Here is a 25,560-nt window from a genome sequence, read left to right as displayed (position 1 = left end):
CCGTCAGCCGATCTGCTGCATGATCGAGATCAGCTTCTTCGCGTAATTCGGGTCGGTTGCGTAACCGGCCTTCTGCATGCCGTGCGCGAAGCCCTCGACGCTGCGGCTCGCGCTCAGCACGCCCGCGTAGCGCGGGTTGTTCTTCAGCAGGTTCGCGTAATCGGTCATCGCGTGCTCGTACGAGTCGTACGCGCGGAACTTCGCGACCACGCGGCGCGGCGTGCCGTTCACGTATTCGGTGGTCAGCGCCGACACGGTGCGGCCGGTCCAGCTCTTGTTCGCCTTGATGCCGAACACGTTGTAGCTGGTCGAGCCGTCCGCCGCGCGGATCTCGCGCTTGCCCCAGCCCGATTCGAGCGCGGCCTGGCCGACGATGAAGCGCGCCGGGATGCCGGTCGTCGCGCTGGCCGCCTGCGCGGGGGCCGCGAGCCGGTCGACGAACGCGTCCGCGTCCTGCACGCCGCTCGCGCCCTTGACCGGCGGCGTCAGCGCGCTGCCGGCCGAATAGCCGCGCGCACCGGCGAGCCCGCCGTTGTTCGCCGCGTTCGCATAGGCCTTCGCCATCGCGTTCATCGCGGCGAGGCTGCCTTCGTTGCCGGCCGTGCCAAGGCCGCCGGCGCCCATGCCGCCCGCGCCCACGTCCGCTGCCGTATCGCTGCCCGCGCCGGCGCCCGCATTGCGCAGCAACTGCTTCATCAGCGCGTCGGCGACGCCGATCCCGCGCGTCGACATCTGCTGCGCAAGCTGCTGGTCGAGCATCGACGTGTACATCTTCGACGTATGCGAATCGAACAGTCCGCCATCGGGCGACGCGTCGCGCATGCTCTTGAGCATCATCTGCGTGAACATCGCGTCGAACTGGCCGGCCACCGCCTTCGCGCCGGCCTGCGGCGACTGCTTCGCCTGCGCGCGCAGCGCGTCGAAACCCTGCACGTCGAGCGCGAAGCGCTGCGTGAGGTCGTTTGCGTTCGGAAGGTTCGCCGCCATTTAGATCACCTCCAGGTCGGCGCGCAGCGCGCCGGCCGCCTTCATCGCCTGCAGGATCGACATCAGGTCCGCGGGCGTCGCGCCGAGCGTGTTCAGCGCCTTCACGACGTCGGCGAGATTTGCACCGGCCGTCACCATCTTCAGCGCGCCGTTGTCCTGCTTCAACTGGATCTGCGACTGCTGCGCGACCACCGTCTGCCCGTTCGAGAACGGCCCCGGCTGCGACACCACCGGCTGCGTGTTGACGACGACCGACAGGTTGCCGTGCGCGACCGCGCAGCTCTGCAGCGTGACCATCTGGTTCATCACGATCGAGCCGGTGCGCGCGTTCAGGATCACCTTCGCGGCGGCCTTGTCCGGGCTCACGTCGAGGTTCTGCAGCCGCGCCATGAACGCGACCTGCTGCGCCGAATCGGCCGGCGCGGCGAGCTGGATCGTGCGGCCGTCGAGCGCCGTCGCGGTGCCCGGGCCGAAACTCGAGTTGACCGCGGACACGATGCGCTGCGCGGTGCCGTAGTCCATGTCGTTCAGTTGCAGTTGCAGCACGCCGTTCATCTGCGCGATCGCGTTCGGCACCGCGCGCTCGACGATCGCGCCGCCGACGATCCGGCCGGCCGCGAGCTGGTTCACCTGAACGCGGCTGCCGTTCGCGCTGGCGCCTGCGCCGCCGACCGCCATGTTGCCCTGCGCGAGCGCGTACACCTGCCCGTCCGCGCCCTTCAGCGGCGTGAGCAGCAGCGTGCCGCCGCGCAGGCTCTTCGCGTTGCCGAGCGACGACACCGTCACGTCGAGCGCTTCGCCCGGCCGCGCGAACGGCGGCAGCGTGGCCGTCACCATCACGGCCGCGACGTTCTTCAGCTGCATGTTGTTCAGCGACGACGGGCCACCGTTGGCCGAGCCGTTGTTGATCGAGATGCCGAGGTTCGCGAGCATGTTCGCGAGCGTCTGCGTGGTGAACGGCGTCTGCATCGTCTGGTCGCCCGTGCCGTCGAGGCCGACGACGAGGCCATAGCCGATCAGCGGGTTGTCGCGCACGCCCTGGATCTGCGCGAGATCCTTCAGGCGTTCCGCGTGCGCCGGCGCGGCGCCGAGCACGCAGGCGGCGGCCACCGCCGCGAACGCGACGGCGAGCCGCGCGGCCGCGTGCGCGCGGGCCGACAGGCAGTGGAACAGGGTCGTCTGCATCGTCATCACCACGGCGCGATATTGAGGAAGAAGCGCTGCAGCCAGCCCATCGTCTCGGCTTCGTTGATGTAGCCCTTCGACGAGTATTCGATCTTCGCGTCGGCGACCTGCGTCGAGTAGACCGAGTTCGCGCCCGAGATCGTGTTCGGGTTGACGACCCCCGAGAAACGCACGAATTCGTTGCCCTGGTTGATCAGCATCTGCTTCTCGCCGCTGACCACGAGGTTGCCGTTCGGCAGCACGTTGGTGACGGTCACCGTGATCGTGCCGTTGAACGTGTTCGCCGCGCTCGCGCCGCCGGTGGCCGCGAACTTGTTCGCGCCGGTCGCCGACAGGTTCGCCTTCGCGAACAGCCCGCCGAGGAAGCCGGCGGTCGGCACGTTGAAGTCGGTGTTGCCCTGCCGGTTCGTGTTCGCGCCCGACGACTTGGTCGCGTTGATGTTCTCCGCGATCATGATCGTCAGGATGTCGCCGATGTTGCGCGGGCGCTGATCCTCGAACAGCGGCCGCCCCGCGTAGCCGGGGTTGTAGATCGAGCCGGGCGCCTGCATCGACATCGGCATCGGCGGCTGCGCCGTCATCGGCTGCTGGATGATCGGATCGCGCGGAATCTGCGCGCAACCGGCGAGCGCCGCCACCGCGACCGCGCAGGCGGCGCGGACGGTGGCTGACGAGGGGAGGCGAACCTGCTTCATGGCTGCGACGGGACGTTCCGGTTAGCTCTTCATCTGCGTGACGGTCTGCAGCATCTGGTCGGACGTCGTCACGGCCTTGCTGTTGATCTCGTAGGCACGCTGCGTCTGGATCATGTTGACGAGTTCCTGCACGACGTTCACGTTCGACGCCTCGACGTAGCCCTGGTTGAGCACGCCCGCGCCGTTCAGCCCCGGCTGCGACACGTTCGGCGCGCCCGACGACGTCGTTTCCGCGAACAGGTTCTCGCCCTTCGCCTCGAGGCCGGTCGGGTTGATGAAGGTCGCGATCTGCAGCGAGCCGATCTGGACCGCGTTGCTCGAACCCGGCTGCGTGACCGACACGACGCCGTCCTTGCCGATCGTCAGCGACTGCGCGTTCTGCGGCACGGTGATCGCCGGCAGCACCTGGTAGCCGCTCGACGTGACGAGCTGGCCCTGCGCGTTGGTCTGGAACGAGCCGTCGCGGGTGTACGCGTTGGTGCCGTCCGGCATCAGCACCTGGAAGAAGCCCGCGCCGTTGATCGCGACGTCCTTCGAGTTGCCGGTCTGCGTGAGGCCGCCCTGCGTATACAGGCGCTCGGTCGCGACCTGCTGCACGCCGGTGCCGAGCTGCAGGCCCGACGGCAGCTCGGTCTGCTGCGTCGAGTTCGCGCCGGGCTGGCGGATGGTCTGGTACAGCAGATCCTCGAACACCGCGCGCGACGCCTTGAAGCCGTTCGTGCTGGTGTTCGCGAGGTTGTTCGAAATCACGTCCATCTGCGCCTGCTGCGCATTCATGCCGGTGGCGGCGATATAGAGCGAACGATTCACTTGTCAGGTCTCCTGCGTGGGCTGGCGCGGGCGCTCAGCTGAAGTTGAGCAGCTGGTTCGCCGTCTGCTCGTTCTGGTCGGCCGTCTGGATCAGCTTCGACTGCAGCTGGAATGCCCGGGCGTTGTCGATCATCGCGACCATCGCGGTCACCGGGTTCACGTTGCTGCCTTCGAGCGAATTCGGCGTGACGACCACGTTCGGGTCGACGTCGGCCGGATTGCCGTCGGCGGTGCGGAACAACCCGTCGTTGCCGCGCGTGAGCGTGGCCGCATCGGGATTGACGAGCTTCATCTGGTCGACGATCGCGACCGCGGTCGGCGGGTCGCCCGGCATCAGCGCGGACACCGTGCCGTCCTTGCCGATCGTCACTTCCGCGTTCGGCGGCACCGAGATCGGGCCGCCGTTGCCGATCACCGGCAGGTTGCTCGCGTTGACGAGCTGGCCGTTCTCGTCGACGTGCAGGTTGCCGGCGCGCGTGTACGCCTCGCTGCCGTCGGCCGTCTGCACCGACAGCCAGCCCGGGCCCTGCACGGCGACGTCCAGCGGATTGCCGGTGCGCGTGATCGGACCCGGCGCGTAATCGGCGCCGGGCGTCGACGCGAGCACGTAGGTGCGCGTCGTCGTCGGGTCGATGTTGCTGCCGTCGCCGAAATTCATCGGCACCGCGCGATACGTCGCGAGCTGCGCGCGAAAGCCCGTCGTCGACGCATTCGCGAGGTTGTTCGCGACGATCGCCTGCTGGTCGAGCGACTGCGACGCGCCCGTCATCGCCGTATAGATCAGTCGGTCCATGGCTGCCGGTTATCCGCGCTTACAGGTTGATGAGCGTCTGGTCGACGGTCTGCTGCGTCTTGATCGTCTGCGCGTTCGCCTGGTAGTTGCGCTGCGCGGTGATCAGGTTGACGAGCTGCGACGTCAGGTCGACGTTCGAGTTCTCGAGCGCGCTGCCCTGCAGCGTGCCGTGGTTCGTGCTGCCCGGCGCCGACACCTGCGGCACGCCCGATGCGGCCGATTCCGCATACTGGTTGCCGCCGAGGTTCACCAGCCCGTTCGGGTTGTTGAAGTTCGCGAGCGCGATCTGGCCGAGCACGGCGGTCTGGCCGTTCGAGTAGTTGCCGGTCAGCTTGCCGTCGGTGCCGATCGAATAGGTGGTGAGCGTGCCGCTCGCGTAGCCGTCCTGCGCGAGGTTGTTCACGCCGTCCTTGCCGCCGTACTGCGTCGTGCCGGTCAGGTCGAGCGTGAGATTCTGCGGCGTCGCCGAGCCGTCGGTGTTCGGCACGGTGAACTGGAACTGGCCGAGCGACGCGGTCGGCGTGGCCGGCGTGCCCGTCGTCGTGCTCTTGATCGCGCCCGACGTATCGAACGTGATCGTGCCGAGATCGTTCGTCGCGCCGCCCTGCACGCCCGCGTACGCTTCCCACGTGCCGGCCGCCGACTTCACGAAGTACATGTTGACCGCCTGCGAGCCGCCGAGCGAGTCGTACACCTGGATCGACGTCGAGTAGTTGTACGTCGTGGTGTCGGTCGCGTTGAACGGCGTCTTGGCCGGCACCGTGTCCTGCGAGTTCAGGTTGAACTGGCCGGTGATCTTGGTCGTCGCGGTCGGCGCGATGTTGGTGGTCGGCGCCTGCAGCGGCACGGTCTGCGCGGTGTTGAGCACGCCGTTCTTGTCGGCCATGTAACCCATCAGGTTCATGCCCTGCGCGTTGACGATGTAGCCGTTCTTGTCGCGCTGGAACGTGCCGTCGCGCGAGTACGTCGTCACGCCGTTGTTCGACATCTGGAAGAAGCCGTTGCCGTTGATCGCGACGTCGAGCGACGAGTTCGTCGTGTTGATCGTGCCCTGGCCGAACTGCTGCTGCACCGAGTTCAGCGTCGTGCCGATGCCGATCTGCGTGTTGACCGACGTCGCGACCGAGTTCGCGTACATGTCGGCGAACTGCGCGGTGCTCGACTTGAAGCCGACCGTGTTCGCGTTCGCGATGTTGTTGCCGATCACGTCGAGCGCGTTCGATGCGCCCGAGAGGCCGCTCAGACCCTGTTGATAACCCATTTCGTTCTCCGTTACGGGAAAGCTCGATCAGTTGGTGGTGGTGTCGCCGGACGAGGACGACTTCGTGTTCGGGAAGATCGACGCAACCTGGGTGAGCCCCACCGTCGTGCCGTTCGACAGCACGAGCCCCGCGGTGCCGTCCGCCTGCTTGACCACGCTCTGCACCTGCGCGGCCGCGAGCGTCGTGGCCGCCTGCGGCGTGCCGGCGCTGTTGGTGTACGACGCGCTGACCGTATACGCGCCGTCCGGCAGCGCGTTGCCGGCCGCGTCGGTCGGGGTCCAGTTGAACGGCACGGTGCCGGCCGACTGCGCGCCCGCGTTGATCGTGTTCACGACGGCGCCCGCCGAGTTCTTCACGGTGATCGTCAGGTTCGACACCGAGCTCGCGAGCGACACGCCGAACGGCGACGCCGCGCCGCTCTTCACCGCGACCGAGTTGCCCGGCGCGAGCACGTTCGTGCCGATCAGCAGCGCGGCCTGCGTCTGCTGGCCGGCCGCGAGCTGCGTCGACAGCGACGTGAGCGACGTGTTCAGTTGCGCGATGCCGCTCACCGTGTTGATCTGTGCGAGCTGCGACGTCATCTGCGAGCTGTCGACCGGGCTGGTCGGGTCCTGGTTCTGCAGTTGCGTGACGAGCAGCTTCAGGAACGTCGCCTGCAGGTCGCTCGCCGACGTGCCGTTGGTCGACGACACGTTGTTGGTGTTCATCGTGTCGGTCGGCAGCGTCGACACGCTGGTGCCGTTGCTGCCGATCGTCGTGTTGGAGGAAGTCATCCTGTTGGCCTTCTGTCGGAACTGTCGGTGTCGGGTCGGTCAGGTCGGCGGCGCGCGGCTTACGAGCCGATCGTCAGCGTCTTGAGCATCAGCGTCTTCGCGGTGTTCAGCGTCTCGACGTTGGCCTGGTACGAGCGCGACGCCGAGATCATGTTCACCATCTCCTGTACCGGGTCGACGTTCGGCATCTGCACGTAGCCGTTCGCGTCGGCGGCCGGGTTCGCCGGGTCGTAGGTCGATTTCATCGGCGACGGGTCGTCCATCACCTTGGTCACGCGCACGCCGCCCACGCCCTGGCCGGACGCGGTGCGCGCGCCGCCCAGCGGGTCGGTCGCGAACACGACCTGCTTGGCCTTGTACGGCTTGCCGTCGGGGCCGGTCGCGCTGTCGGCGTTCGCGAGGTTCGACGCGGTGACGTTCAGGCGCTGCGATTGCGCGGACAGCGCCGAACCGGCGACGCCGAAGATGTTCATCAACGAAGGCATGGAGGCTCCTTGTGCTGGGGTCCGGATTCGGAAGCGGCGCTTACGAGTTCGTTACGAGTTCGTCGTGATCGCGGCGATCATCGCCTTGATCTGCTGGGTCATCACGGTCATCCCGGTTTCGTAGTGCAGCGCGTTGTTCGCGAACTGCACGCGCTCGACGTCGAGATCGACCGTGTTGCCGTCGAGCGACGGCTGCAGCGGCATCCGGTATTGCGCGCGGCCGTAGTCGTCCGCCGGGCCGCCGGTCGGGATCAGCTTCGCGGTGCCGGCCATGTGGCCCGGCGCCGTCGACACCATCGACATGCCGCTCGTCACGCCGGCCGGCTGCGTCATCGGCAGTTGCGCGGCGTTGCTCGGCGCCAGGCCGCCGCTCGTCTGCTTCAGCGAGCGCGCGAGCGTCGACGCGAAATCGACGTCGCGGGCCTGGTAGCCGGGCGTGTCTGCGTTCGCGATGTTCGACGACAGCAGTTCCTGCCGGTAGGCGCGCACGTCGAGCGCCTGTCGGCCGAACGCGAATTCCGCATCGAGTTTGTCCAGCATGTGTGCGTCTCTCCGTATGAAGCGCTGCACGCCCCTCGCACCGGATGGCGACCCGAGAGGCTTTTTTCCATGACAGCGATGGTAGGCGCGGGACGCAACCGGCAATCGGGCGAATAACGCGGCAAAGGCCCCCTCTATTCATCGTTTGCGCGACGCCCCGGCTCCCTAGAATGCGAAGCGGATCAACGGATCGAGGACACGGCGATGACGGGCGACGCACTTCGCGACAGGAACGGGCGGCTCACGCACGTCCGGCGCGCGTTCGCGCTCGCCGCGGCGCTGTGGATCGCCGCGCCTGCCGCCCATGCGGACGACGGGATGATCGTGATTCCCGGACGCGGCGAGACGGCCGAAACCGCGCTCGCGCACGCCAATGCGGCGAGCGGCGGGCAGTTCGGCGGGAATGCGGGCGTCGCTTCGGCTTCGGCCTCAGGCCTGCAGCGCGCGGTTGGCGGGGCGAGCGCCGCGACCGGCAGCGACTACGCGGCGCAACCGGCCAGCCAGATGGTCGTGACGAGCGTTCCGCCGCCGGCCGCTGCGCCGGCTCCGGTCTACGCAGCCGCCCGCGCGAATGCCGGGTACGGTGCGCCGCCGCGCGCTGTCGACCCTGCCGCCATCGCGACGGTCGTCGCCGGCACGGCCGAGCCTGCCGCGAATTCCGCACGGCCTGCGCCGCAACCGGCCGCTGCCGCCCGCTTCGCGGCAGCCCGTGCAGCCTCGGCAACGGCGCCGCGCACGGCGGCCGCTTCGGCCCGCCCGGCTCCGGCTACCGTCGCGGCCCAGCCCACGGCCCAACCCGCGACGCCGCCCGGCCAGCAAGACCCCGAAACGATCCGGCGCGCGGCGCTCGCGTTCCTGCAGCAGCAGATCGCCGGCCTGCCCGGCAAGACCACCGCGACGGTCACGACCGCCTTTCCGCGCGGGCTCGCCGCGTGCACGACGCTCGAACCGTTCCTGCCGACCGGCGCGCGCCTGTGGGGCCGCACGACGGTCGGCGTGCGCTGCGCGGGCGAGCGGCCGTGGACCGTCTACCTGCAGGCGAAGGTCGCCGTGCAGGCCACCTATTACGTCGCCGCGCGCCAGATCGCGCCCGGCGAGCCGCTCTCTGCGGCCGACCTGGTCGCACGCGACGGCGACCTGACGGTCATGCCGCTCGCGGTGATCACCGATCCGGCACAGGCGATCGGCGCGACCGCGCTCGCGCGCATCTCGGCCGGGCTGCCGCTGCGGCAGGACATGCTGAAGAGCGCGGCGTCGGTGTCGGCCGGCCAGACGGTGCGGGTCGTCGCGGCCGGCCCCGGCTTCACGATTTCGGCCGAAGGCAGCGTGCTCGCGAATGCGGCGCCGGGCCAGTCGGTGCGGGTGCGGATGGCGGCCGGGCAGATCGTCACGGCGATCGTCAAGGACGCCGGCACCGTGGAAATTCCGCTGTAGGGACGGATCTGCCGCAAGAATGTAAAGAATTGTTTATTCGGAGCATTTCGGGCTCGCGATGCTAAAGTTCGGGCCGACCCGGCCGTTATCTGGGTCAAACCGTACAGGAAACCCATCGTGAAGATCGATTCCACTCCGAAACCGAGCCCCCTCGCGCCGACCGGCAACGGCGCGGCCCGTGCGCCGTCCGGCACGGCCCAGTCGTCCGCGCAGGCAGCCGATGCAGGATCGAGCGGCGGCGACACGACCGTGAACCTGTCGGGTCTGTCCGGCCAGTTGCGTTCGGTCTCCGCGTCGGGCGACGCCGATATCGACACGGGCCTGGTCCAGTCGATCAAGGACGCGCTGAACAACGGCACGCTGACGATCGACGCGAACAAGATTGCCGACGGCGTATTGAACACCGCCCGCGAACTGCTGCAGCAGCAGCGCCCGCAGGGCAGCTAATCCCGGCCTCGTGGCCGGTTCACCCGGTTTGCCGGCGTGCGGCCATCCCGCGCACCGGCGTGACGAGCATGACGCGATGAGAGAAGAGCTGCTGGCCACGGTCAACGACGAACACGCGACGGTCGAAGCGTTCGCGTCCCTGCTCGCCTACGAGGAAAAGGCGCTGACGACGGCCGAGCCGCTCGAGATGCTGCCCGGGATCGTCGAGAAGAAAAGCGCATTGATCGACCGGCTCGCGCAGCTCGAACGCACGCGCGACACGCAGCTTTCCGCGCTCGGCTTTCCGGCCGGCAAGAAAGGCATGGACCAGGCGGCCGAGCGCGACGCGCGCCTCGCGAGCCGCTGGCAACTGCTGCAACAGGCCGCCGAACGCGCGCGCCAGGCCAACGCGAACAACGGGATGCTGATCCGGATCCGGATGGACTACAACGAGCGCGCGCTCGCGGTGCTGCGCTCGGCGCCCGCGCCGGCCGGCGTGTACGGCCCCGACGGACGCGTGTCGGCGCTCACGCGCTGACCGGCTGACGGCGCGCCGCGCGGCCGCCCGGCGGCCGCGTCGCTGCTTCCCCTTCGTTACAACAGCGGACACGCAGTGACCTGCGTGCCGCGTTCCACGCACAGCCGCTCGTAGTCGCGCAGGTACGCGCGCTCGGCGTCGTCCAGCAGATCCAGATCGATCAGGTCCCAGTCGTAGCCGACCGTCACGATGTTCTCGAACGTCACGGTGCCGGGCTGCGCGTCGTCCGCCCGCACGATCACGATGTTCTCGATCCGCACGCCGCCCTTGCCCGGCAGGTAGATGCCCGGCTCGACCGAAATCACCGCATTCGGCACCAGCCCGTACGTCGCGCCCGGCGCGAACCGCACGCCGCCCTCGTGCACGTGAATCCCGACGCCGTGCCCGGTGCCGTGGCCGAAATCGTGGCCATGGTCGCGGCACACCTGCCGCACCAGCGCATCGACGTCGCCGCCCGTCGCGGTGGCCGGAAAGCGGGTGACGAGCCCCTTGATGCAGGCCTTCAGCGCGACCGTGTAGATCTCGCGCTGCCACGGCTGCGCGACCGTGTCCGGCCGCGTGCGGCGCAGCACGACGCGCGTGCAGTCCGTCGCGAAGCCGGCTTCGTAGTACGCGCCGCTGTCGAGCAGCACGAGTTCGCCTTCGGTCAGCTCGACGTCGGCGCTCGCCGCCGTGTAATGCGCGAACGCGCTGTTCGCGCCGTTCGCCGCGATCGACGGAAACGACAGCGCGACCGCGGAGCGTGCGCCGTACGCGTCGTTGATCCGGCGCGCGAGGTCGTACTCGGTGTGGCGCACGCCCGGCTCGCCGGTCTTCGCCCAGCGCATCGTCTCGGCGATCGCCGCGCAGCTGCGCGCGAACGCGTCGCGGAACCGGTCGAGCACCGCCGGCGTCTTGCTCGCCCGCAGCGCCTCGACCGGGTTGAAATCGGCATGCCGCGCGTGCGGCCACACCCGCTTCACCGCGTCGACGAGCGCGCAGTTCACCGATTCGAAGCCGTAGCACACGTGCTCGACGGCGAACTGCGCGAGGAAGCGCTCGAGCGCCGCGACATCGCGCCGGATCACCTGCAGCGCCGGATACGAATCGAGCGCGACCTCGCAGCGGTCGCAGCCTTCCGGGAGGAACAGCGCCACCCGCCCGCCGACCGCGAACAGGAAGCCGAGGTGCGACGATGCATTCGGGATGTGATAGCCGCGGCTGTTCAGCAGATACGCGAGATCGTCCGACGCGCAGGTGAAGAACGCGGTCTTGCCGTCGGCCGCGCCGGTATGCGCGGCGAGCCGGCGGTTCAGCGCGTCGAGGTTCTGCACGACGCTCAGGCCGGTCATCGCTGCCGGGATCTCGAAGATCGGCCGCTCGACGTTCCAGCCCGGCAGCGCGATCGCCCGGTCGATCTCGCGCTCGGCGAAGCTCGTCCAGTCGAGCGACGCGGCCTGCGTCTGCTCGAACAGCCGGTTGCGCTGCGCGACGCTGATCCGCCGCGCGTCGTAGCCGACCCGCGCGAGCCGGCTCGCGTGCGCGAGCAGCCAGTCGGCCATCGCCTGCCAGATCGTCACGTTCATGCCGAGCTTCTCGACGCGCACGCGCGCCGGATCGCACTGCTCGTCGGCCTGAAAGTGATAGCGGCCGTCGACGAACAGCACGAACGGCGGCAGATCGAGCGCCTGCGCGGTCGCCGCGCTCAGGAAGATTCCGCAGCCGGCCGAGCCGTCGAAGCCGGACACCGCGTAGCGCGGGTTGTTGCCGCGCGGCAGGTACTCGGTCACGTATTCGTCCTGCGACGTGATCAGCACCGCATCGAGTCGCGCGGCATCGAGCAGGCGCGACAGGCCGGCCTGCGTAGCGGCGACGGACGCGTCGTACGGGGGAAGGCCGGAGAAGCTGTATTTCAGTCGATCGATCATCGGATGCCCGTTATTCATTGTTGTCGGCGGCCGGCGGCGTGCCGCGGCATCGCGCGCCGGCACGGCACGTCGTTGCGGCGCAGGTCACGCGCGGCACGACGCGCGGCCGGGCCGCGCCGCCGGCCGAGAGGCAGGCCTTCGGTAAAATTTTTGTCTCACTTAACTTTGTTTGATGCGCGACAGAATCTAGAGCACGTCGAAATCGAGGTCAAGCCAAGATTTTCGTAGGACTAAAATCGGCGTGCCGCCTGCGGATTCCGGCACAACGCCGATTCGCCGCCGCGACGCTGCGCGGTACAATGCGCCGGCCTCGCCGCCCCCGGGCGGCCGCACGGCCCCTTTGCCCGCGCCCCGACTCGTTGCCACGAAAGAGATTCATGGATTCAGACCTCATGCGTATCGGCCAGCGCATTCGCCGCCTGCGCCGGGAAGCGAAGAAGACGCTGCTGGAAGTCGCGACCGAAGCGAACCTGTCGGTCGGGTTCCTGTCGCAGGTCGAGCGCCATCTGACGGGCATCTCGCTGTCGTCGCTCGTCAACGTCGCGAAGGCGCTGGGGGTGCCGCTCGGCACGCTGATCGAGCAGCCTCGCCAGGCGCAGCCCGATTCGCACGAGGGCAGCCGCAAGCCGTACGCGCTCGACGCCGCGTCGCAGTGGTACGAGCGGCTGTCGACCACGTTCGACGGCAGCCAGATCAACGCGCTGAAGGTGCAGATGATGGAAGGCTACCGGTCGGAATGGGTCGCGCACGGCGGCGATGAATTCGTGTACGTGCTGGCGGGCCGCGTCTGCTACACGGTCGGCAAGAAGAATTACCCGCTGACGCCCGGCGACTCGCTGCACTTCGACGCGCGCAAGCGGCATCGCGTGGCCAATGTCGGCGGCGGGCCGGCCGAGTTGATCACCGTCAGCACGCTGCCGCTGTTCGACGACAGTGGTGCGGAATTCGTATCCGCGACGACGGAAATCAGGCAGTCGAAGCCCGGCGAGCCGCGCGTGAGCCGGCGCGCGCCGGCGTCCAAACGGGATGACCGCGACGCCGCCGCGGCACGGCCGTCCAGGGCAGGCGCAGCCGAAAAGAAGGCGGCGGCGAAGCCGCGCGCCGCCGCCGGCAAACGCCCGGCGGCCGCGACTCCGGCGCGCAAGAAGAAACAGTAACGGCTGGCCGGCGCGCAGGCCGCGCCTGCTACTTGCCTGTCACTTGCCGACTACTCGCCGATCGCGAGCGCCTGCGCGACGGCCTGGATTCGTGCGCGATGCACGGCTTCCTTGATCTTCTCCGTATCGTTGCCGATGCCGCGTGCGATCGCGCCGGCGTCGACACTGCGCGCCGCCGCGAGCGCGACGCGCAGCCGCTCGGCCTGCGGATACGGCTGCGCATCGAGCCCGAGCCGGCCGCGCGCATCCGATTCGCAGGCCTGCAGCAACTCGGCGAAGCGCGCCGGCTTGCGCAGCGCGTCGCTGCGCTCGAAGAGCCGCACCAGCGCGGCCGCGCCCATCTCCATCACGCGATGCAGGTTGCCGTGCTCGCGCGCGACCACCAGCGCGAGATCGCGGCATTCGTTCGGCACCCGCAGCCGCTCGCACAACGGCTTGAGCAGCTCGACGCTGCGGCTTTCGTGGCCGACGTGGCGCGGCAGCACGTCCGCGGGCGTCGTCCCCTTGCCGAGATCGTGCGTGAGCGCCGCGAAGCGCACCGCCAGCGAATAGCCCTGCTTCGCCGCGTAGTCGACGACCATCATCACGTGCACGCCGGTATCGACTTCCGGGTGGTAATCGGCGCGCTGCGGCACGCCCCACAGCGCGTCGACCTCGGGCAGGATGCGCGCGAGCGCGCCGCAGTCGCGCAGCACCGCGAACATCCGCGACGGCTTCGCTTCCATCAACCCGCGCGCGATTTCCTGCCATACGCGTTCGGGCACGAGCGCGTCGACCTCGCCCGCATCGACCATCCGCCGCATCAGCGCGAGCGTTTCGTCCGCCACCGTGAAATCCGCGAACCGCGCGGCAAAGCGCGCGATGCGCAGGATTCGCACCGGGTCCTCGACGAATGCGTCGCTCACGTGCCGGAACACGCGCGCACGCAGGTCGGCCTGCCCGTCGAACGGATCGATCACCGGGCCGACCAGCGCGCCTTCCGGGCTCACCTCGCGCGCCATCGCGTTGATCGTCAGGTCGCGCCGCGCGAGATCCTCGTCGAGCGTCACGTCCGGCGCGTAGTGGAACTGGAAGCCGTGATAGCCGGCCGCCGTCTTGCGCTCGGTGCGCGCCAGCGCGTACTCCTCCTGCGTCTGCGGATGCAGGAACACCGGGAAATCCTTGCCGACCGGCCGGAAGCCCTGCGCGGTCATTTGCTCGGGCGTCGCGCCGACCACCACGTAGTCGCGGTCCTGCACCGGCACGCCGAGCAATTCGTCGCGGATCGCGCCGCCTACTGCGTAGATGTTCATGGCTGCGGCTCGTATTCGGCGATCACGTTGGTTTCACGGCGCGCGGCATCGATCCACTGCTGCACGGCCGGCAGCGCGGTCACCCGCGCCGCGTAGCCGGCCGCCTCCGGCGACAGCGCCGGCGCATACGTGTTGAAGCGCATCACGACGGGCGCATACATCGCATCGGCGATCCCGAATTCGCCGAACAGGAACGGCCCGCCCGACGCCTCGATGCATTCGCTCCACAGCGCGTCGATGCGCGCGACGTCGGCGAGCGCCTCGGGCGTCGCGCCGCGCCCCGGCATCGACGCGCGGATGCTCATGCCCATCTGCGTGCGCAGCGCCGCGAAGCCCGAATGCATTTCGGCGGATACGCAGCGCGCATGCGCGCGTGCGAGCGGGTCGGCCGGCCACATCGGGAATTGCGGATAGCGCTCGGCGAGCGTCTCGGCGATCGCGAGCGAATCCCAGATCGCCAAGCCGTGATCGTCGACGAGGCACGGCACCTTGCCGGTCGGCGAGTATTCGCGGATGCGCGCCGCCGTGTCGTCGCGACGCAGCTCGACCACGATCTCGTCGAACGGGATGCCGAAATGCGCGAGCAGCAGCCACGGCCGCATCGACCACGACGAGTAGTTCTTGTCTCCAATGACGAGCTTCATGACGGGGTTCCGGAAAATGCGAAAAAGGAAAAGAAAGAGGCCGGCCGGCAGCGCCCCGCGCGCGGGGCTAGCGACGCGAGCGGAACCAGTCGAACCGCGAGCGCCCGCTCGCTTCGCCGAGGTACGCGGGCGCGATGCTTTCGAGACTCGCGGGCGAGATCCCGAGTTCCGGCGCGAGCGGCCCCGACAGCACGTTCGGCACCGACATCGTCGCGAGATTGTCGCGCGTGAGCACCGGTTCGCCCGGCAGGCATTCGAACACGCTCGCCTGCAGCCGCGCAAGCGCGTCGGGCAGTCGCACGATGCGTGCCTGCCGGCCGACCAGCGTGCCGCAGTAGCGCACCAGTTGCTCGAGCGTGTAGACGGTCGGGCCGCCGAGCTCGTAGGTCTTGCCGTGCGCGCCGACGAGATCGAGGGTGTTGACGAACGCGCGCACGACGTCGCCGACGAATACCGGCTGGAAGCGCGCGTCGGGCATCGCGAGCGGCAGCACGGGCACCGTGCGCTGCAGGTTCGCGAACGTGTTGAGGAAAGCGTCGCCGGGGCCGAACACGACCGACGGACGGAAGATCGTCAGCGCGAGCGAATCGGTGGCCGCGACTGCATGCAGCGCGGCTTCGCCATCGCCCTTCGAGCGCTGGTACATGCTCGCGCCGTGCGAATCGGCGCCGAGCGCGCTCATGTGCAGCAGGCGCCGCACGCCGACCTCGCTGCAGGCGGTCGCCAGCGCGGCCGGCAGCGCGACGTGCGCGCGCTCGAAGCCCGGCCCGTACGGCATGCCACGGCCGCCGTGCAGCACGCCGACCAGGTTGATCGCCGCGTGCGCGCCGGCGACGAAGCGTGCGAGCGTGCGCGTATCGAGCGCGTCGAGCTCGACGATATCGACCGGCAGCATCTGCAGGTGGCGCGCGTGGTCGCGCCGCCGCGTGCCGATCCGCACGTGCTTGCCGGCATCGATCAGCGCATTGACGAGCCGGCTGCCGATGAAGCCGGTGCCGCCCAGCAGCGCGACGGTCTGGCGATCCATGTTCGAGTCCTAAAAAGAACACTGCCGCGTCTCGCGCGGCAGTTCGTGTATCAGGGCGAGATCATGCCTAGACGTTTCTTCAACGACTGCGGTTTGCCCTCGAAGAGCGCCGCGTAGTAGACGGTATTCGACAGCACGTTCTTCACGTAGTCGCGCGTCTCGTTGAACGGAATCGTCTCCGCGAAGATCGCGCCTTCGACCGGCTGCGTCAACACCTGGCGCCACTGGCGCGGCCGGCCCGGGCCCGCGTTGTAACCGGCGGTGGCGAGCACCGGCGAGCTGTCGAAGTTGTTGTAGATGTCCGCGAGATACCAGGTGCCGAGCTGGATGTTGGTGTCGATGTCGTGCATCTGCGCACGCGAGATCGTGCCCATGCCGAGCTTCTTCGCGACCATCTGGGCCGTCGCCGGCATCAGCTGCATCAGGCCGCCCGCCCCCACCGACGAACGCGCGCTGATGATGAAGCGCGATTCCTGGCGGATCAGCCCGTACGCCCACTCGACGTCGAGGCCCGTCGACTGCGCATAGCGCTCGACGGTCGTGCGGTACGGCGACGGATAGCGCAGCGTGAAGTCGTGCTCGGCCTTCGTGCGGTCGGCCGTGTTGACCGTGCGGTCGAGCAGCTCGACGCGCTTGCCGTATTCGGCGGCCGCGAGCAGCTGGCGATCGGTCATCCCGCGCAGCGGCCAGTTCCATTCGCGATTGCCTTCGAGGCGCAGGTTCAGCGCATAGAAACGCTGCGCGAGCGCGAAGCCCGGGATCTTGCCCATCGCGTCGATCTCGGCGTCGCTCACCTTCGTGCGCGGCGGGATCGTCGTGCGCTGGCCGAGCTCTTCGCCGGCCAACTGCCCGTAGAAGTTGAACTGGCCCGCGACCTGCTCGAATTCCTGGTTCGCCTGCAGCGTGTCGCCGCTCTGCTTGAGCGCGCGCGCGTGCCAGTAGATCCACGCCGGATCGTTGCGCAGCGACGGCGGCATCTGCTCGATCGACCAGCGCACCATCGGCCAGTTGCCGGCGAGCAGCGCGGCGCGCGTGCGCCATTCGTAGCCCGGGTTCGACAGCGGCGCGTTCGCCGACTTCGCATACCAGACCGACGCCATCGGCGAGCGCTTGATCGCGCCCTGGTAGCCGATCGCGCCCCACGCGATCGCCTGTTCCTGCTTGGTCAGCGAAGGCGCGACCGTCGTCAGCATCCCGGCGGCCGCGTCCGGATCGTTGCGCGCCATGCGGCCGAGCGCGATCAGCGCGAGCTGATGCGACGCGGCGTCAGGCCCGACGCCGCGCGCGAGATACAGCGGCGGCGCGCTCGTCGCCTGGTCGAAGCCAACGGGGCGCGGGCCGAGCGCGTCGACGATCTTGCCGCCGAGCGTCGTGTAGTTCTGCTCGTACGCGAGGCGCGCCTGCTGCCACACGTCGTCGCTCGTGAACTGCTGATTGACGGTGAGCGCGGTGATCAGGTCGACGCACGCATCGCCGTAGTTCTTCGGCTCGACGAGCAGCGCGCGCGCCGCATCGGCGACGTTCTCGTTGCGCGCCGCGCGCGATTCGAGCGCATAGCACTTGACCTGCGTATCGTCGTCGAGCACGAAGCGCTTGTACTGGTCGTCGAAATTGCGCCAGTCGTGGCGCGCGCCGAGCACGAGCAGGTAGTCGTTGCGCAGGCGATCGGCGATCGCCTGGCCATCGTAGCGCTGCAGGAACGACTGCACGGGCGCGTCCGGCGCATCGACGCGCGCGCGGCCCGTCGAATCGAACAGCTGCGGCTTGATCTGGAAATACTCGACGTAGGACGGCACCGGATAGTTCGGGATCATCGACGCGAGCTGCGCGGCCTTCGCGGCGTCGTTGCGGCGTGCGGCTTCGCGAAGCTGCACGAAGATCTGGTCATCCCCGGCGAGCGTGTCGTCGTTCGGTGCGGCACATGCGGCCGTGCCCGCGACGAGCGCGGCGGCAGAAAGCGCCAGCGCGACCGCGCGATATACTCGGAAAAGGCTGTTCGACATCGTTTTGAATGGAGCACGAAGTGAGCGAAAGCATAGCACGCAACCCTGTGCCGAACCCGAAGGTTGCGCTGCGCAAAACGCTGTCCGGCGCCCGTCGCGACGCCGCGTCGCAACCCGCCGCGAATGCCGCGCTCGACGCGCGGCTGCGCACGTTGCTCGACCGTCTGGCGCCGCGCACGGTCGGGTTCTACTGGCCGCTGCCGGGCGAATTCGATGCGCGCGACGCGGTGCTCGCATGGTGCGCGGCGGGCGCCGGCCGGTGCGCCGCGCTGCCGGTGATCGGCGAACGTCACACGCCGCTCGCCTTCCACGCATGGGATGCGCACACGCCGATGCGCGAAGGTCATCACCGGATTCCCGAACCGGCGTCGGGAATCGTCGTCGTGCCCGATCTTTTGCTGATTCCCTGTGTAGGATTCGATGCGCAGCGCTACCGGCTCGGCTACGGCGGCGGCTACTACGACCGCACGCTCGCCGCCTGGCCGGGCGACACGCTGCCCGTGACGGTCGGCATCGCGTACGAAGCGTGCCGCGTCGATGCGCTGCCGGCCGAAGCACACGATCTCGCGTTACGCTGGATCGTCACCGACGCCGCGCTTTACCCGGCCGCCGAATGATGACGATCGCGGCGCCGCGATCGTCGCGGCTTGCCGCGAGCGTGTCGCGGCGACCGACCGTTTCCGCGATCGTTTACAGTGACGCCGCCGCCCGCGCGGCCGTGTCGTAGAGGCCCGATGCGTGGCGCAGCAACTGCGCCGCGTCGCCGATCTGCTCGTTGGTGAGGCCGCTGTCCTTCAGCGTCTCGATCAGGCAATGCTCTCGGACCTCGCGGTACTTCAGGCACAGGTCGCGGCCCGCGTCGGTCGCGAAGAAGAACACTTCCTTGCCGTTCTTCTCGCTCTTCACATAGCCGCGGGCGATCAGTTTTTTCAGCGCATAGGTCGCGACGTGCGTATCCTCGATATTGAGCACGAAGCAGATGTCGGCGAGTTTCTTCTTGCGTTCGCGATGGCTGACGTGATGCAGCAGCGAGACCTCGACCGCCGTCATGTCCTTCGCGCCCGCCGCCGACATGCAGCGCACCATCCAGCGGTTGAACGCGTTGCCGGCCATGATGAGCCCGTATTCGAGCTCCGACAGCTCCGCGCTCGAATCGGAAACGAGGTGTTCGGATGACACGATTTTGGTCGCAGGACGCTTCATGGAAAGGCGGCGCAAGCCGGATGACAGGATGTGCCCGAGTGTACGCCAGAAGCCCCGGCCTACGAGCTAGGCGAAAACGCTTATTGAGAAGTTGTCGATATTTTATTGACAATGTGCGCTAACATTGCCGTCCGAACCGTGCCAGTCCGATGACGCAACCCCGCATTTATCCGCTCGGCGATGCCGCCCTCGTCTGCGAGGTGCCGCCGCCCGCCACGCTCGATTGCCAGCGCCGCGTCTGGGCCGTGGCCGAGGCCGCGCGCGCGTGGCCCGACGTGATCGACGTCGTCCCCGGCATGAACAACCTGACCATCGTGTTCGACGCGCTCGCCGCGACGGCCGACTCGCTCACGCCCGCGCTGCGCGACGCGTGGGAGACCGCCGACGTCGAGCACGCGGACGGCCGCGAGGTCGAGATCCCGGTCGAGTACGGCGGTGCCGCCGGCCCCGACCTGGCGGCCGTCGCCGCCCACACGGGGCTGTCGGCCGACGAGGTCGTCGCACGCCACGCAGCCGGCGCCTACGTCGTGTTCTTCGTCGGCTTCCAGCCGGGCTTCGCGTATCTGGGCGGCCTTGACGCCGCGCTGCACATGCCGCGCCGCGCGGCGCCGCGCCTCGAGGTGCCGGCCGGCTCGGTCGGCATCGGCGGCGCGCAGACGGGTATCTACCCGGCCACGTCGCCCGGCGGCTGGCAACTGATCGGCCGCACGTCGCAGGTGCTGTTCGACCCGGCGCGGCCGCAGCCGACGCTGCTGCTGCCCGGCGACCGCGTGCGCTTCACCATTGCGGGAGTCGACGCACGATGACCCAGAGCAACGCACCGGGCACCATCGAGGTCGTGCGGGCCGGCCCGCTGTCGACCGTGCAGGATCTCGGCCGCCGCGGCACGCGCCATCTCGGCGTCGCGCAGGGCGGCGCGCTCGACGGCCTCGCGCTCGAAGTCGGCAACCGGCTGGTCGGCAACCGCCCCGACGCGGCGGCCGTCGAAATCACGATCGGCCCCGCCACGTTCCGCTTCACGCGCGCCACGCGCATCGCGATCACCGGCACCGAGTTCGGCGCGACGCTCGACGGCAAGCCCGTGCATTCGTGGTGGAGCCTGCCGGTCGACGCCGGGCAGACGCTCGTGCTGCCGGCCGCGAAACGCGGCATGCGCGGCTACCTGTGCATCGCGGGCGGTATCGACGTGCTGCCGATGCTCGGCTCGCGCAGCACCGATCTCGCGTCGCGCTTCGGCGGCCTCGGCGGCCGCACGCTGCGCGACGGCGACCGGCTCCCGGTCGGCGTGCCGCCGGCCGGCGCGGGCTGCCTTTCGGCCGATGCGCCGGAATTCGGCGTGAAGGCGCCGGCGTGGTGCGCGTTCGTGCGCGTCGACGAGCCGCCGCGCCGTCATCGCCCCGTGCATGCGCCGTGGGCGATGCCCGTGCGCGTGCTGCCGGGCCCCGATTACGCGTCGTTCGCGGCCGATTCGCAGCAGGCGTTCTGGGATGAGGAATGGCTCGTCACCGCGAACAGCAACCGGATGGGCTATCGGCTCGCCGGCGCCGAGCTCGTGCGCGAGCGGCCGGTCGAACTGCTGTCGCACGCGGTGCTGCCCGGCACGATTCAGGTGCCGCCGAACGGCCAGCCGATCGTGCTGATGCACGACGCGCAGACCACCGGCGGCTACCCGAAGATCGGCACGGTGATCCGCGCCGACCTGTGGAAGCTCGCGCAGGCGCGGCTCAACCTGCCGATCCGCTTCGTGCGCACGACACTCGACGCCGCACGCGCCGCCCTCGTCGCGGAACGGGCGTACCTGCGGCAGATCGACGTCGCGATCGAGATGCGCGAGGAAGCGCGCCGCCGCGCCCAATCGCGCGCGGCGTGACAATGGCGGAAGCAGTCGCGAAGGACGCGCCACGCAACCAGTGGACGAGGAACATATGGAAATCGATCTGAATGCCGATCTCGGCGAAGGATGCGGATCGGACGAGGCGCTGCTCGACCTCGTCACGTCGGCGAACATCGCATGCGGATGGCACGCAGGCGGCGCGAATGCGATGCGCGACTGCGTGCGCTGGGCCGTGCAGAAAGGCGTGTCGATCGGCGCGCATCCGAGCTTCCACGATCCGGAGAATTTCGGCCGCAAGGAAATGCAGCTGCCGGCCGGCGACATCTATGCGGGCGTGCTGTACCAGCTCGGTGCGCTGTCGGCGATCGCGCAGGCCGAGGGCGGCCGCATCGCGCACGTGAAACCGCACGGCGCGCTGTACAACCAGGCCGCGCGCGACCCGCTGATCGCCGACGCGGTGGTGTCCGCGATCCACGATTTCGATCCGTCGCTCGCGGTGTTCGGGCTCGCGAACAGCGTGTTCATCGCGGCCGCGCGGCAGGCGGGGCTCGCGGCGGTGGAGGAAGTGTTCGCCGATCGCGGCTACCGCGCGGACGGCTCGCTGGTGCCGCGCAGCCTGCCCGGCGCGTTGATCGACGATGAAGATGCGGTGCTCGCGCGCACGCTCGACATGGTGCGCAACCGGCAGGTGCGCGCGCTGAGCGGCGAATGGGTGCCGCTCAATGCGCAGACCGTCTGCCTGCATGGCGACGGGCCGCATGCGCTGGCGTTCGCGAAGCGAATCCGCGCGGCGCTCGAGGCCGCCGGCGTCGACGTCGTGGCACCCGGCGCGCTGCAGGCCGACGAAGGCGCGTAACGCAGCATTCGGCGCATGGCCCGCGCGCCGCACGTTTTCGTCGCACCAAAGAAAAAAGCGCCCTCGTGGCGCTTTTCCGTTGGTGCAATCGGTGCGGCTTCGCCGTCTGTCGATTCACCCCCCGAAACCGTCTTTCAACGGTGACCGGAAAAATATTCCGGATTAAAAAACGTCCGCCGCCGCCCGATCACTGCCTTCCCCGGTCAGACGACGGAACGTCGCTTATGTGCAAGTCGGCCCGCATGCATGTGTTGTTCGACGATGATTGGCCCCGCCGTGCATGCAGACTCTCCGCGGCCGGCACGTGCTTCACGTGCCGGCGACGCTCACCCCGCGCTTTATTTCTGCTACCCCGTAGAACTTATCTATTCTTTTCATTGTTTCAACTTGTGGGGTGAAGAATAGATATTGGCCGAACGGGATGTCAATCGTTTTAAACGCTATTTTCCGACGATTCAAGGGTTTTCCTTATCGACCGGCACCACCGCGCAGGCGCGTCGCACGGTACGCGCGACGTCGATCAAACAGGGGACGATCAGTGCGGGCAGCCGGGCGCGATCAGTTCGCGTCGACCCGGTATCCTTGCTGGCGCAACAATTCGAGCACGCCGCGCGGGCCACCCAGATGCAGCGCGCCGATCGCGACGAACAGCGGCCGGTTCGGCGCGGCGATTGCAGTCATCCGTGCAACGAAGCGCCGGTTGCGCTCGTACACGATCTTGTTGTCGAGCGACGCCGACAACGCCTTCGAACGGGCGAGCCGTTCGCTCTTCGCGACGGCCCACGCCGAGATCGCATCGGCGTCGCCAATTCGCCACAGCCGGTGCAGCGCCTTGATGTCGTCGGCGTTCTGCGCGGGCGTCTGCACCATGTCCTGCGCGAGCATCTCGCGCTGCTCGGCCAGCGTCAGCCCGGTGAACGCGCGCATCTGTTCGGCGAGCGTCTCGAGTCCGATCACGCGGCCGCCCTTCTTCTTCAGGAACACGTTCTGCAGTTGCGCCTCGGTACCGTATTCGGTCTGCAGGCCCGCGGACAGCGAATCGTAGGTCTCGACGACGAGCGCCGCGAGCCACGGCCGCATCTTGCGGATTTCGGCGAGCGCGGCCGGGTTGCCGCGCAGGCGCGCCGCGAGCCGCTGCCACAGCGGCTCGGGCAGCAGGCGCTGCAGGCACGGGTAGCGGCACACGCCGTACTTCGACACGTCGTCCTGCGATTCGAGCAGATCGTCGGGCGACAGCTCGAGCGCGAGCGTCGGCGACGCGGCGAGCGCCGCGAGGATGCGCGGCCGGAACGGCTGCGCGCTCGGGTAATCGGACGGGTCGCCCGTGTGCAGCGTGCCGAGCACGTAGAGCGTGACCTTGCCCTTGGTCGCGACGTAGAACGGCATGCGCGCCGGCTGCACGCGCACGGTGCCGCGCGACACGGTGCCGTCGGACACGGCCGGCGTATGGAAGCCCGGCAAGCTCATGCCGGGCGGCGGAACCTGCGACGGACGAATCGGCGAAGTCGCCGGCGCACGCCCTTCGGCGCGCACCGGCTCAACGGGGACCACGACGCTGGCCGCCGCGCACGCGCCGGCCAGCGCCGCGCCCGTGACGGTACGCACGCTCCAGCGCCGCGCGTAGCGGTACGCGCGCATCACGCGCGCGCCGCCTGCCCCCGCACGGCGCACGCCGGACACGCGCGCCGCCAACGCTTCAGGCATTCTCCTCCCCGACCTCCTCGGCGCGATGGCAGGCTACACGCCGGCCGTCCACTTCGCGCAATTGCGGCTCCTCGACGCGGCACCGCTCGACCGCGTACGGGCAGCGCTGGTGGAACGCGCAGCCCGACGGCGGATTGAGCGGCGACGGCAGTTCGCCCTGCAGCTTGATCTGCACGCGGCGATCTTCCTCGAAGATCGCCGGCGTCGCCGACATCAGCGCCCGCGTGTACGGATGGCGCGGCCGTGCGTAGATCGTCGCCTTGTCACCAAGCTCGGCGACGCTGCCGAAGTACATCACCATCACGTCGTCGGCAACGTGTTCGACCACCGACAGGTTGTGCGAGATGAACACGTAGCTCGTCTTGAACTGCTCCTGCAGATCCATGAACAGGTTCAGGATCTGCGCCTGGATCGACACGTCGAGCGCGGACACCGGCTCGTCCGCGACGACAATGCGCGGATCGAGGATCATCGCGCGCGCGATCGCGACCCGCTGGCGCTGGCCGCCGGAGAACATGTGCGGATAGCGCTTCGCGTGCTCGGGGCGCAGGCCGACCGTGCGCATGATCTGCGCGATGCGCGCGGCGCGCTCGGCGGCCGTCAGGTTCGCGTTGATCTCGAGCGGCTCGGAAAGCGTCTGCTCGACGGTCTTGCGCGGGTTCAGCGACGCGAACGGGTTCTGGAACACCATCTGCACGCGGCGGCGCAGGTCGGCGACCGTCTCGCGGCTCGCGCCGGCCACGTTCTTGCCGTCGATCGTCAGGCTGCCCGCGGTGGGCGTCTCGATCATCGTGAGCTGGCGCGCGAGCGTCGATTTCCCGCAGCCCGACTCGCCGACGACGGCGAGCGTCTTGCCGCGCTTCAGCGAGAACGACACGCCGTTCAGCGCCTTCACCGTGCCCTGCCCGAACATCCCGCGCTTCACCGAATAGTGCTTCGCGAGGCCGTCGGCCACCAGTACCGCTTCCTCGTCGTGCGAAGCGCGAGGCGTTTCATTGACTGCATTCATCGTGCGCCTCCCGTCAGGTCGAGGTTGGAAACATTGAGCGGCTTGATGCAGCGCGCGCGCATCGCATCGTTGGCCGGCACCAGCGTGTCGAGCGCCGGCCGCGCCTTGCGGCAATCGTCGACGACGTACTTGCAGCGCGGCGCGAACAGGCACCCGGACGGGCGATCATCGCGGCCCGGCACCATGCCCGGCAATGCGGCAAGGCGACGCGCCCCCTGATTGTGCTCGGGAATCGCCGCGAGCAGTGCTTCGGTGTACGGATGATGCGGCGCGCGGAAAATGTCGGGCACGCGATTGGTTTCGATGATCTCACCCGCGTACATCACCGCGACGCGATGCGCGACCTCCGACACCACGGCCAGATCGTGCGAGATCAGCACGAGCGCCATCCCGCGCTCCTTCTGCAGCTTCACGAGCAGATCCATGATCTGCGCCTGGATCGTCACGTCGAGCGCGGTGGTCGGCTCGTCGGCGATCAGCAGCTTCGGGTTGCACGCGACGGCCATCGCGATCATCACGCGCTGGTTCATCCCGCCCGACATCTGGTGCGGGAACGACGCGATGCGGTTCTTCGCATCGGGAATGCCGACCTGGTCGAGCAGTTCGAGCGCGCGGCGGTGCAGCGCGTCGCCGCGCAGGCCTTCGTGCAGCTTCAGCACTTCCTTGATCTGGTAGCCGACCGTGTAGCTCGGGTTCAGGCTCGTCAGCGCGTCCTGGAACACCATCGCGATGTCCTTGCCGACGATCCTGCGGCGCGCCTTCGGCGACGCCTTCAAGAGATCCACGCCGTTGAACGTGACTTCATCTGCCGTCACCTTGCCCGGCGCGTCGATCAGGCCCATCAGCGCCATCATCGTCACGCTCTTGCCCGAGCCCGATTCGCCGACGACGCCCACCACCTCGCCCGGCGCGACCGACAGGTTGATCCGGTCGACCGCGGGCAGGCCGTTGAAGTTCACCGCGAGATTACGGATGGTCAGGAGATTGTTGCTCATG

Annotated in this window: 26 protein-coding genes; 8 read left to right on the top strand and 18 right to left on the bottom strand. The window is 68.8% G+C overall.

Going from position 1 to position 25,560, the window contains the following annotated elements; genetic code table 11:
• Positions 1 to 3: 3 nt before the first annotated feature.
• The 9 genes from flgJ to flgB are packed head-to-tail and all read right to left on the bottom strand — an operon-like array spanning position 4 to position 7,530.
• Entirely contained in the window at positions 4 to 987 is a 984-nt protein-coding gene (gene flgJ, locus BLS50_RS09390) for a flagellar assembly peptidoglycan hydrolase FlgJ (protein ID WP_074802065.1), read from the bottom strand.
• The gene (locus BLS50_RS09385; protein ID WP_074802786.1) at positions 988 to 2,172 is read right to left on the bottom strand and encodes a flagellar basal body P-ring protein FlgI; all 1,185 of its coding nucleotides are present in this window, start codon (positions 2,170 to 2,172) and stop codon (positions 988 to 990) included.
• 5 nt (positions 2,173 to 2,177) lie between these two features.
• The gene (flgH, locus tag BLS50_RS09380) at positions 2,178 to 2,867 is read right to left on the bottom strand and encodes a flagellar basal body L-ring protein FlgH (protein ID WP_011546413.1); all 690 of its coding nucleotides are present in this window, start codon (positions 2,865 to 2,867) and stop codon (positions 2,178 to 2,180) included.
• A 21-nt stretch (positions 2,868 to 2,888) separates the two neighbouring features.
• The gene (flgG, locus tag BLS50_RS09375) at positions 2,889 to 3,677 is read right to left on the bottom strand and encodes a flagellar basal-body rod protein FlgG (protein ID WP_006477564.1); all 789 of its coding nucleotides are present in this window, start codon (positions 3,675 to 3,677) and stop codon (positions 2,889 to 2,891) included.
• Positions 3,678 to 3,711: 34 nt separating this feature from the next.
• On the bottom strand, positions 3,712 to 4,470 hold the full coding sequence (flgF, locus tag BLS50_RS09370; protein ID WP_006477563.1) for a flagellar basal-body rod protein FlgF: 759 nt from the start codon (positions 4,468 to 4,470) through the stop codon (positions 3,712 to 3,714).
• Between the two features lie 19 nt (positions 4,471 to 4,489).
• Positions 4,490 to 5,731 (bottom strand): flagellar hook protein FlgE, encoded by a 1,242-nt coding sequence (gene flgE / locus BLS50_RS09365; protein ID WP_011546415.1) that lies wholly within the window; start codon positions 5,729 to 5,731, stop codon positions 4,490 to 4,492.
• Between the two features lie 27 nt (positions 5,732 to 5,758).
• Positions 5,759 to 6,505, bottom strand: coding sequence for a flagellar hook assembly protein FlgD (flgD, locus tag BLS50_RS09360; RefSeq protein ID WP_074802063.1), 747 nt, complete (start codon positions 6,503 to 6,505; stop codon positions 5,759 to 5,761).
• A 59-nt stretch (positions 6,506 to 6,564) separates the two neighbouring features.
• On the bottom strand, positions 6,565 to 6,990 hold the full coding sequence (gene flgC, locus BLS50_RS09355; protein WP_006477560.1) for a flagellar basal body rod protein FlgC: 426 nt from the start codon (positions 6,988 to 6,990) through the stop codon (positions 6,565 to 6,567).
• 51 nt (positions 6,991 to 7,041) lie between these two features.
• Positions 7,042 to 7,530, bottom strand: coding sequence for a flagellar basal body rod protein FlgB (flgB, locus tag BLS50_RS09350; RefSeq protein ID WP_006485705.1), 489 nt, complete (start codon positions 7,528 to 7,530; stop codon positions 7,042 to 7,044).
• Between the two features lie 204 nt (positions 7,531 to 7,734).
• On the opposite strand from flgB, the gene flgA reads away from it, so the two are divergent.
• The 3 genes from flgA (at position 7,735) to BLS50_RS09335 (ending at position 9,928) form a co-directional block, all read left to right on the top strand.
• Positions 7,735 to 8,964: a flagellar basal body P-ring formation chaperone FlgA gene (flgA, locus tag BLS50_RS09345; RefSeq protein WP_074802061.1), complete on the top strand. Its 1,230-nt coding sequence runs from the start codon at positions 7,735 to 7,737 to the stop codon at positions 8,962 to 8,964.
• Positions 8,965 to 9,081: 117 nt separating this feature from the next.
• Positions 9,082 to 9,411, top strand: coding sequence for a flagellar biosynthesis anti-sigma factor FlgM (gene flgM, locus BLS50_RS09340; protein ID WP_011546419.1), 330 nt, complete (start codon positions 9,082 to 9,084; stop codon positions 9,409 to 9,411).
• A 76-nt stretch (positions 9,412 to 9,487) separates the two neighbouring features.
• On the top strand, positions 9,488 to 9,928 hold the full coding sequence (locus tag BLS50_RS09335; RefSeq protein WP_074802785.1) for a flagella synthesis protein FlgN: 441 nt from the start codon (positions 9,488 to 9,490) through the stop codon (positions 9,926 to 9,928).
• Positions 9,929 to 9,984: 56 nt separating this feature from the next.
• Here BLS50_RS09335 and BLS50_RS09330 read toward each other — a convergent pair whose 3' ends face one another.
• A complete protein-coding gene (locus BLS50_RS09330; protein WP_074802059.1) occupies positions 9,985 to 11,835 on the bottom strand; it encodes a M24 family metallopeptidase in 1,851 nt (616 codons plus the stop codon).
• A gap of 377 nt (positions 11,836 to 12,212) precedes the next feature.
• Between BLS50_RS09330 and BLS50_RS09325 the strand changes: the two genes are divergently transcribed.
• Positions 12,213 to 12,992, top strand: coding sequence for a helix-turn-helix domain-containing protein (locus BLS50_RS09325; protein WP_074802057.1), 780 nt, complete (start codon positions 12,213 to 12,215; stop codon positions 12,990 to 12,992).
• A gap of 50 nt (positions 12,993 to 13,042) precedes the next feature.
• Here the strand turns inward: BLS50_RS09325 and BLS50_RS09320 are convergent, their stop codons facing one another.
• The 4 genes from BLS50_RS09320 to BLS50_RS09305 form a co-directional block, all read right to left on the bottom strand.
• Positions 13,043 to 14,284 (bottom strand): multifunctional CCA addition/repair protein, encoded by a 1,242-nt coding sequence (locus BLS50_RS09320; protein WP_074802054.1) that lies wholly within the window; start codon positions 14,282 to 14,284, stop codon positions 13,043 to 13,045.
• Positions 14,281 to 14,928, bottom strand: coding sequence for a glutathione S-transferase family protein (locus BLS50_RS09315; protein WP_069233272.1), 648 nt, complete (start codon positions 14,926 to 14,928; stop codon positions 14,281 to 14,283). Before BLS50_RS09315 ends, BLS50_RS09320 begins: the two co-directional genes overlap by 4 nt.
• A 67-nt stretch (positions 14,929 to 14,995) precedes the next feature.
• The gene (locus tag BLS50_RS09310; protein ID WP_074802053.1) at positions 14,996 to 15,955 is read right to left on the bottom strand and encodes a complex I NDUFA9 subunit family protein; all 960 of its coding nucleotides are present in this window, start codon (positions 15,953 to 15,955) and stop codon (positions 14,996 to 14,998) included.
• A gap of 50 nt (positions 15,956 to 16,005) precedes the next feature.
• On the bottom strand, positions 16,006 to 17,958 hold the full coding sequence (locus tag BLS50_RS09305; RefSeq protein ID WP_034174350.1) for a lytic transglycosylase domain-containing protein: 1,953 nt from the start codon (positions 17,956 to 17,958) through the stop codon (positions 16,006 to 16,008).
• An 8-nt stretch (positions 17,959 to 17,966) separates the two neighbouring features.
• Between BLS50_RS09305 and BLS50_RS09300 the strand changes: the two genes are divergently transcribed.
• Positions 17,967 to 18,575 (top strand): 5-formyltetrahydrofolate cyclo-ligase, encoded by a 609-nt coding sequence (locus BLS50_RS09300; protein WP_006477550.1) that lies wholly within the window; start codon positions 17,967 to 17,969, stop codon positions 18,573 to 18,575.
• A gap of 73 nt (positions 18,576 to 18,648) precedes the next feature.
• Here BLS50_RS09300 and BLS50_RS09295 read toward each other — a convergent pair whose 3' ends face one another.
• Positions 18,649 to 19,161 carry a winged helix DNA-binding protein gene (locus tag BLS50_RS09295; RefSeq protein WP_006483173.1) on the bottom strand — a complete coding sequence of 171 codons (513 nt, stop codon included), beginning with the start codon at positions 19,159 to 19,161 and terminating at the stop codon, positions 18,649 to 18,651.
• Positions 19,162 to 19,310: 149 nt separating this feature from the next.
• Between BLS50_RS09295 and pxpB the strand changes: the two genes are divergently transcribed.
• Genes pxpB through pxpA form a run of 3 tightly spaced genes read left to right on the top strand, consistent with a single transcriptional unit; the run spans position 19,311 to position 21,851 of the window.
• A complete protein-coding gene (gene pxpB, locus BLS50_RS09290; RefSeq protein WP_006477548.1) occupies positions 19,311 to 19,967 on the top strand; it encodes a 5-oxoprolinase subunit PxpB in 657 nt (218 codons plus the stop codon).
• Positions 19,964 to 21,031: a 5-oxoprolinase subunit C family protein gene (locus BLS50_RS09285; RefSeq protein WP_011546428.1), complete on the top strand. Its 1,068-nt coding sequence runs from the start codon at positions 19,964 to 19,966 to the stop codon at positions 21,029 to 21,031. The genes pxpB and BLS50_RS09285 overlap by 4 nt, the downstream gene beginning before the upstream one ends.
• Positions 21,032 to 21,086: 55 nt before the next feature.
• Complete coding sequence (gene pxpA, locus BLS50_RS09280) at positions 21,087 to 21,851, top strand: 5-oxoprolinase subunit PxpA (protein WP_006483671.1); 765 nt, start codon at positions 21,087 to 21,089, stop codon at positions 21,849 to 21,851.
• Between the two features lie 558 nt (positions 21,852 to 22,409).
• On the opposite strand, the gene BLS50_RS09275 is transcribed toward pxpA, so the two are convergent.
• Genes BLS50_RS09275 through BLS50_RS09265 form a run of 3 tightly spaced genes read right to left on the bottom strand, consistent with a single transcriptional unit; the run spans position 22,410 to position 25,559 of the window.
• Positions 22,410 to 23,555, bottom strand: coding sequence for a TraB/GumN family protein (locus BLS50_RS09275; RefSeq protein WP_006477545.1), 1,146 nt, complete (start codon positions 23,553 to 23,555; stop codon positions 22,410 to 22,412).
• Positions 23,548 to 24,564, bottom strand: coding sequence for a peptide ABC transporter ATP-binding protein (locus BLS50_RS09270; protein ID WP_074802044.1), 1,017 nt, complete (start codon positions 24,562 to 24,564; stop codon positions 23,548 to 23,550). The genes BLS50_RS09275 and BLS50_RS09270 overlap by 8 nt, the downstream gene beginning before the upstream one ends.
• On the bottom strand, positions 24,561 to 25,559 hold the full coding sequence (locus BLS50_RS09265; protein WP_074802043.1) for an ABC transporter ATP-binding protein: 999 nt from the start codon (positions 25,557 to 25,559) through the stop codon (positions 24,561 to 24,563). Before BLS50_RS09265 ends, BLS50_RS09270 begins: the two co-directional genes overlap by 4 nt.
• Position 25,560: the final 1 nt, after the last annotated feature.

It is taken from the genome of Burkholderia orbicola (assembly GCF_900100915.1).
GTDB lineage: Bacteria > Pseudomonadota > Gammaproteobacteria > Burkholderiales > Burkholderiaceae > Burkholderia > Burkholderia orbicola.
The sequence above is the reverse complement of the archived record's forward strand: the minus strand, read 5'-3'. Positions and strand labels throughout refer to the sequence as shown.

Bases quoted from the DNA above. Each gene is read 5' to 3' on its own strand.
- flgJ (WP_074802065.1), bottom strand. From the start codon at position 987: ATGGCGGCGAACCTTCCGAACGCAAACGACCTCACGCAGCGCTTCGCG.
- BLS50_RS09385 (WP_074802786.1), bottom strand. From the start codon at position 2,172: ATGCAGACGACCCTGTTCCACTGCCTGTCGGCCCGCGCGCACGCGGCC.
- flgH (WP_011546413.1), bottom strand. From the start codon at position 2,867: ATGAAGCAGGTTCGCCTCCCCTCGTCAGCCACCGTCCGCGCCGCCTGC.
- flgF (WP_006477563.1), bottom strand. From the start codon at position 4,470: ATGGACCGACTGATCTATACGGCGATGACGGGCGCGTCGCAGTCGCTC.
- flgE (WP_011546415.1), bottom strand. From the start codon at position 5,731: ATGGGTTATCAACAGGGTCTGAGCGGCCTCTCGGGCGCATCGAACGCG.
- flgD (WP_074802063.1), bottom strand. From the start codon at position 6,505: ATGACTTCCTCCAACACGACGATCGGCAGCAACGGCACCAGCGTGTCG.
- flgC (WP_006477560.1), bottom strand. From the start codon at position 6,990: ATGCCTTCGTTGATGAACATCTTCGGCGTCGCCGGTTCGGCGCTGTCC.
- flgB (WP_006485705.1), bottom strand. From the start codon at position 7,530: ATGCTGGACAAACTCGATGCGGAATTCGCGTTCGGCCGACAGGCGCTC.
- flgA (WP_074802061.1), top strand. From the start codon at position 7,735: ATGACGGGCGACGCACTTCGCGACAGGAACGGGCGGCTCACGCACGTC.
- BLS50_RS09335 (WP_074802785.1), top strand. From the start codon at position 9,488: ATGAGAGAAGAGCTGCTGGCCACGGTCAACGACGAACACGCGACGGTC.
- BLS50_RS09330 (WP_074802059.1), bottom strand. From the start codon at position 11,835: ATGATCGATCGACTGAAATACAGCTTCTCCGGCCTTCCCCCGTACGAC.
- BLS50_RS09325 (WP_074802057.1), top strand. From the start codon at position 12,213: ATGGATTCAGACCTCATGCGTATCGGCCAGCGCATTCGCCGCCTGCGC.
- BLS50_RS09320 (WP_074802054.1), bottom strand. From the start codon at position 14,284: ATGAACATCTACGCAGTAGGCGGCGCGATCCGCGACGAATTGCTCGGC.
- BLS50_RS09315 (WP_069233272.1), bottom strand. From the start codon at position 14,928: ATGAAGCTCGTCATTGGAGACAAGAACTACTCGTCGTGGTCGATGCGG.
- BLS50_RS09310 (WP_074802053.1), bottom strand. From the start codon at position 15,955: ATGGATCGCCAGACCGTCGCGCTGCTGGGCGGCACCGGCTTCATCGGC.
- BLS50_RS09305 (WP_034174350.1), bottom strand. From the start codon at position 17,958: ATGTCGAACAGCCTTTTCCGAGTATATCGCGCGGTCGCGCTGGCGCTT.
- BLS50_RS09300 (WP_006477550.1), top strand. From the start codon at position 17,967: ATGGAGCACGAAGTGAGCGAAAGCATAGCACGCAACCCTGTGCCGAAC.
- BLS50_RS09295 (WP_006483173.1), bottom strand. From the start codon at position 19,161: ATGAAGCGTCCTGCGACCAAAATCGTGTCATCCGAACACCTCGTTTCC.
- pxpB (WP_006477548.1), top strand. From the start codon at position 19,311: ATGACGCAACCCCGCATTTATCCGCTCGGCGATGCCGCCCTCGTCTGC.
- BLS50_RS09285 (WP_011546428.1), top strand. From the start codon at position 19,964: ATGACCCAGAGCAACGCACCGGGCACCATCGAGGTCGTGCGGGCCGGC.
- pxpA (WP_006483671.1), top strand. From the start codon at position 21,087: ATGGAAATCGATCTGAATGCCGATCTCGGCGAAGGATGCGGATCGGAC.
- BLS50_RS09275 (WP_006477545.1), bottom strand. From the start codon at position 23,555: ATGCCTGAAGCGTTGGCGGCGCGCGTGTCCGGCGTGCGCCGTGCGGGG.
- BLS50_RS09270 (WP_074802044.1), bottom strand. From the start codon at position 24,564: ATGAATGCAGTCAATGAAACGCCTCGCGCTTCGCACGACGAGGAAGCG.
- BLS50_RS09265 (WP_074802043.1), bottom strand. From the start codon at position 25,559: ATGAGCAACAATCTCCTGACCATCCGTAATCTCGCGGTGAACTTCAAC.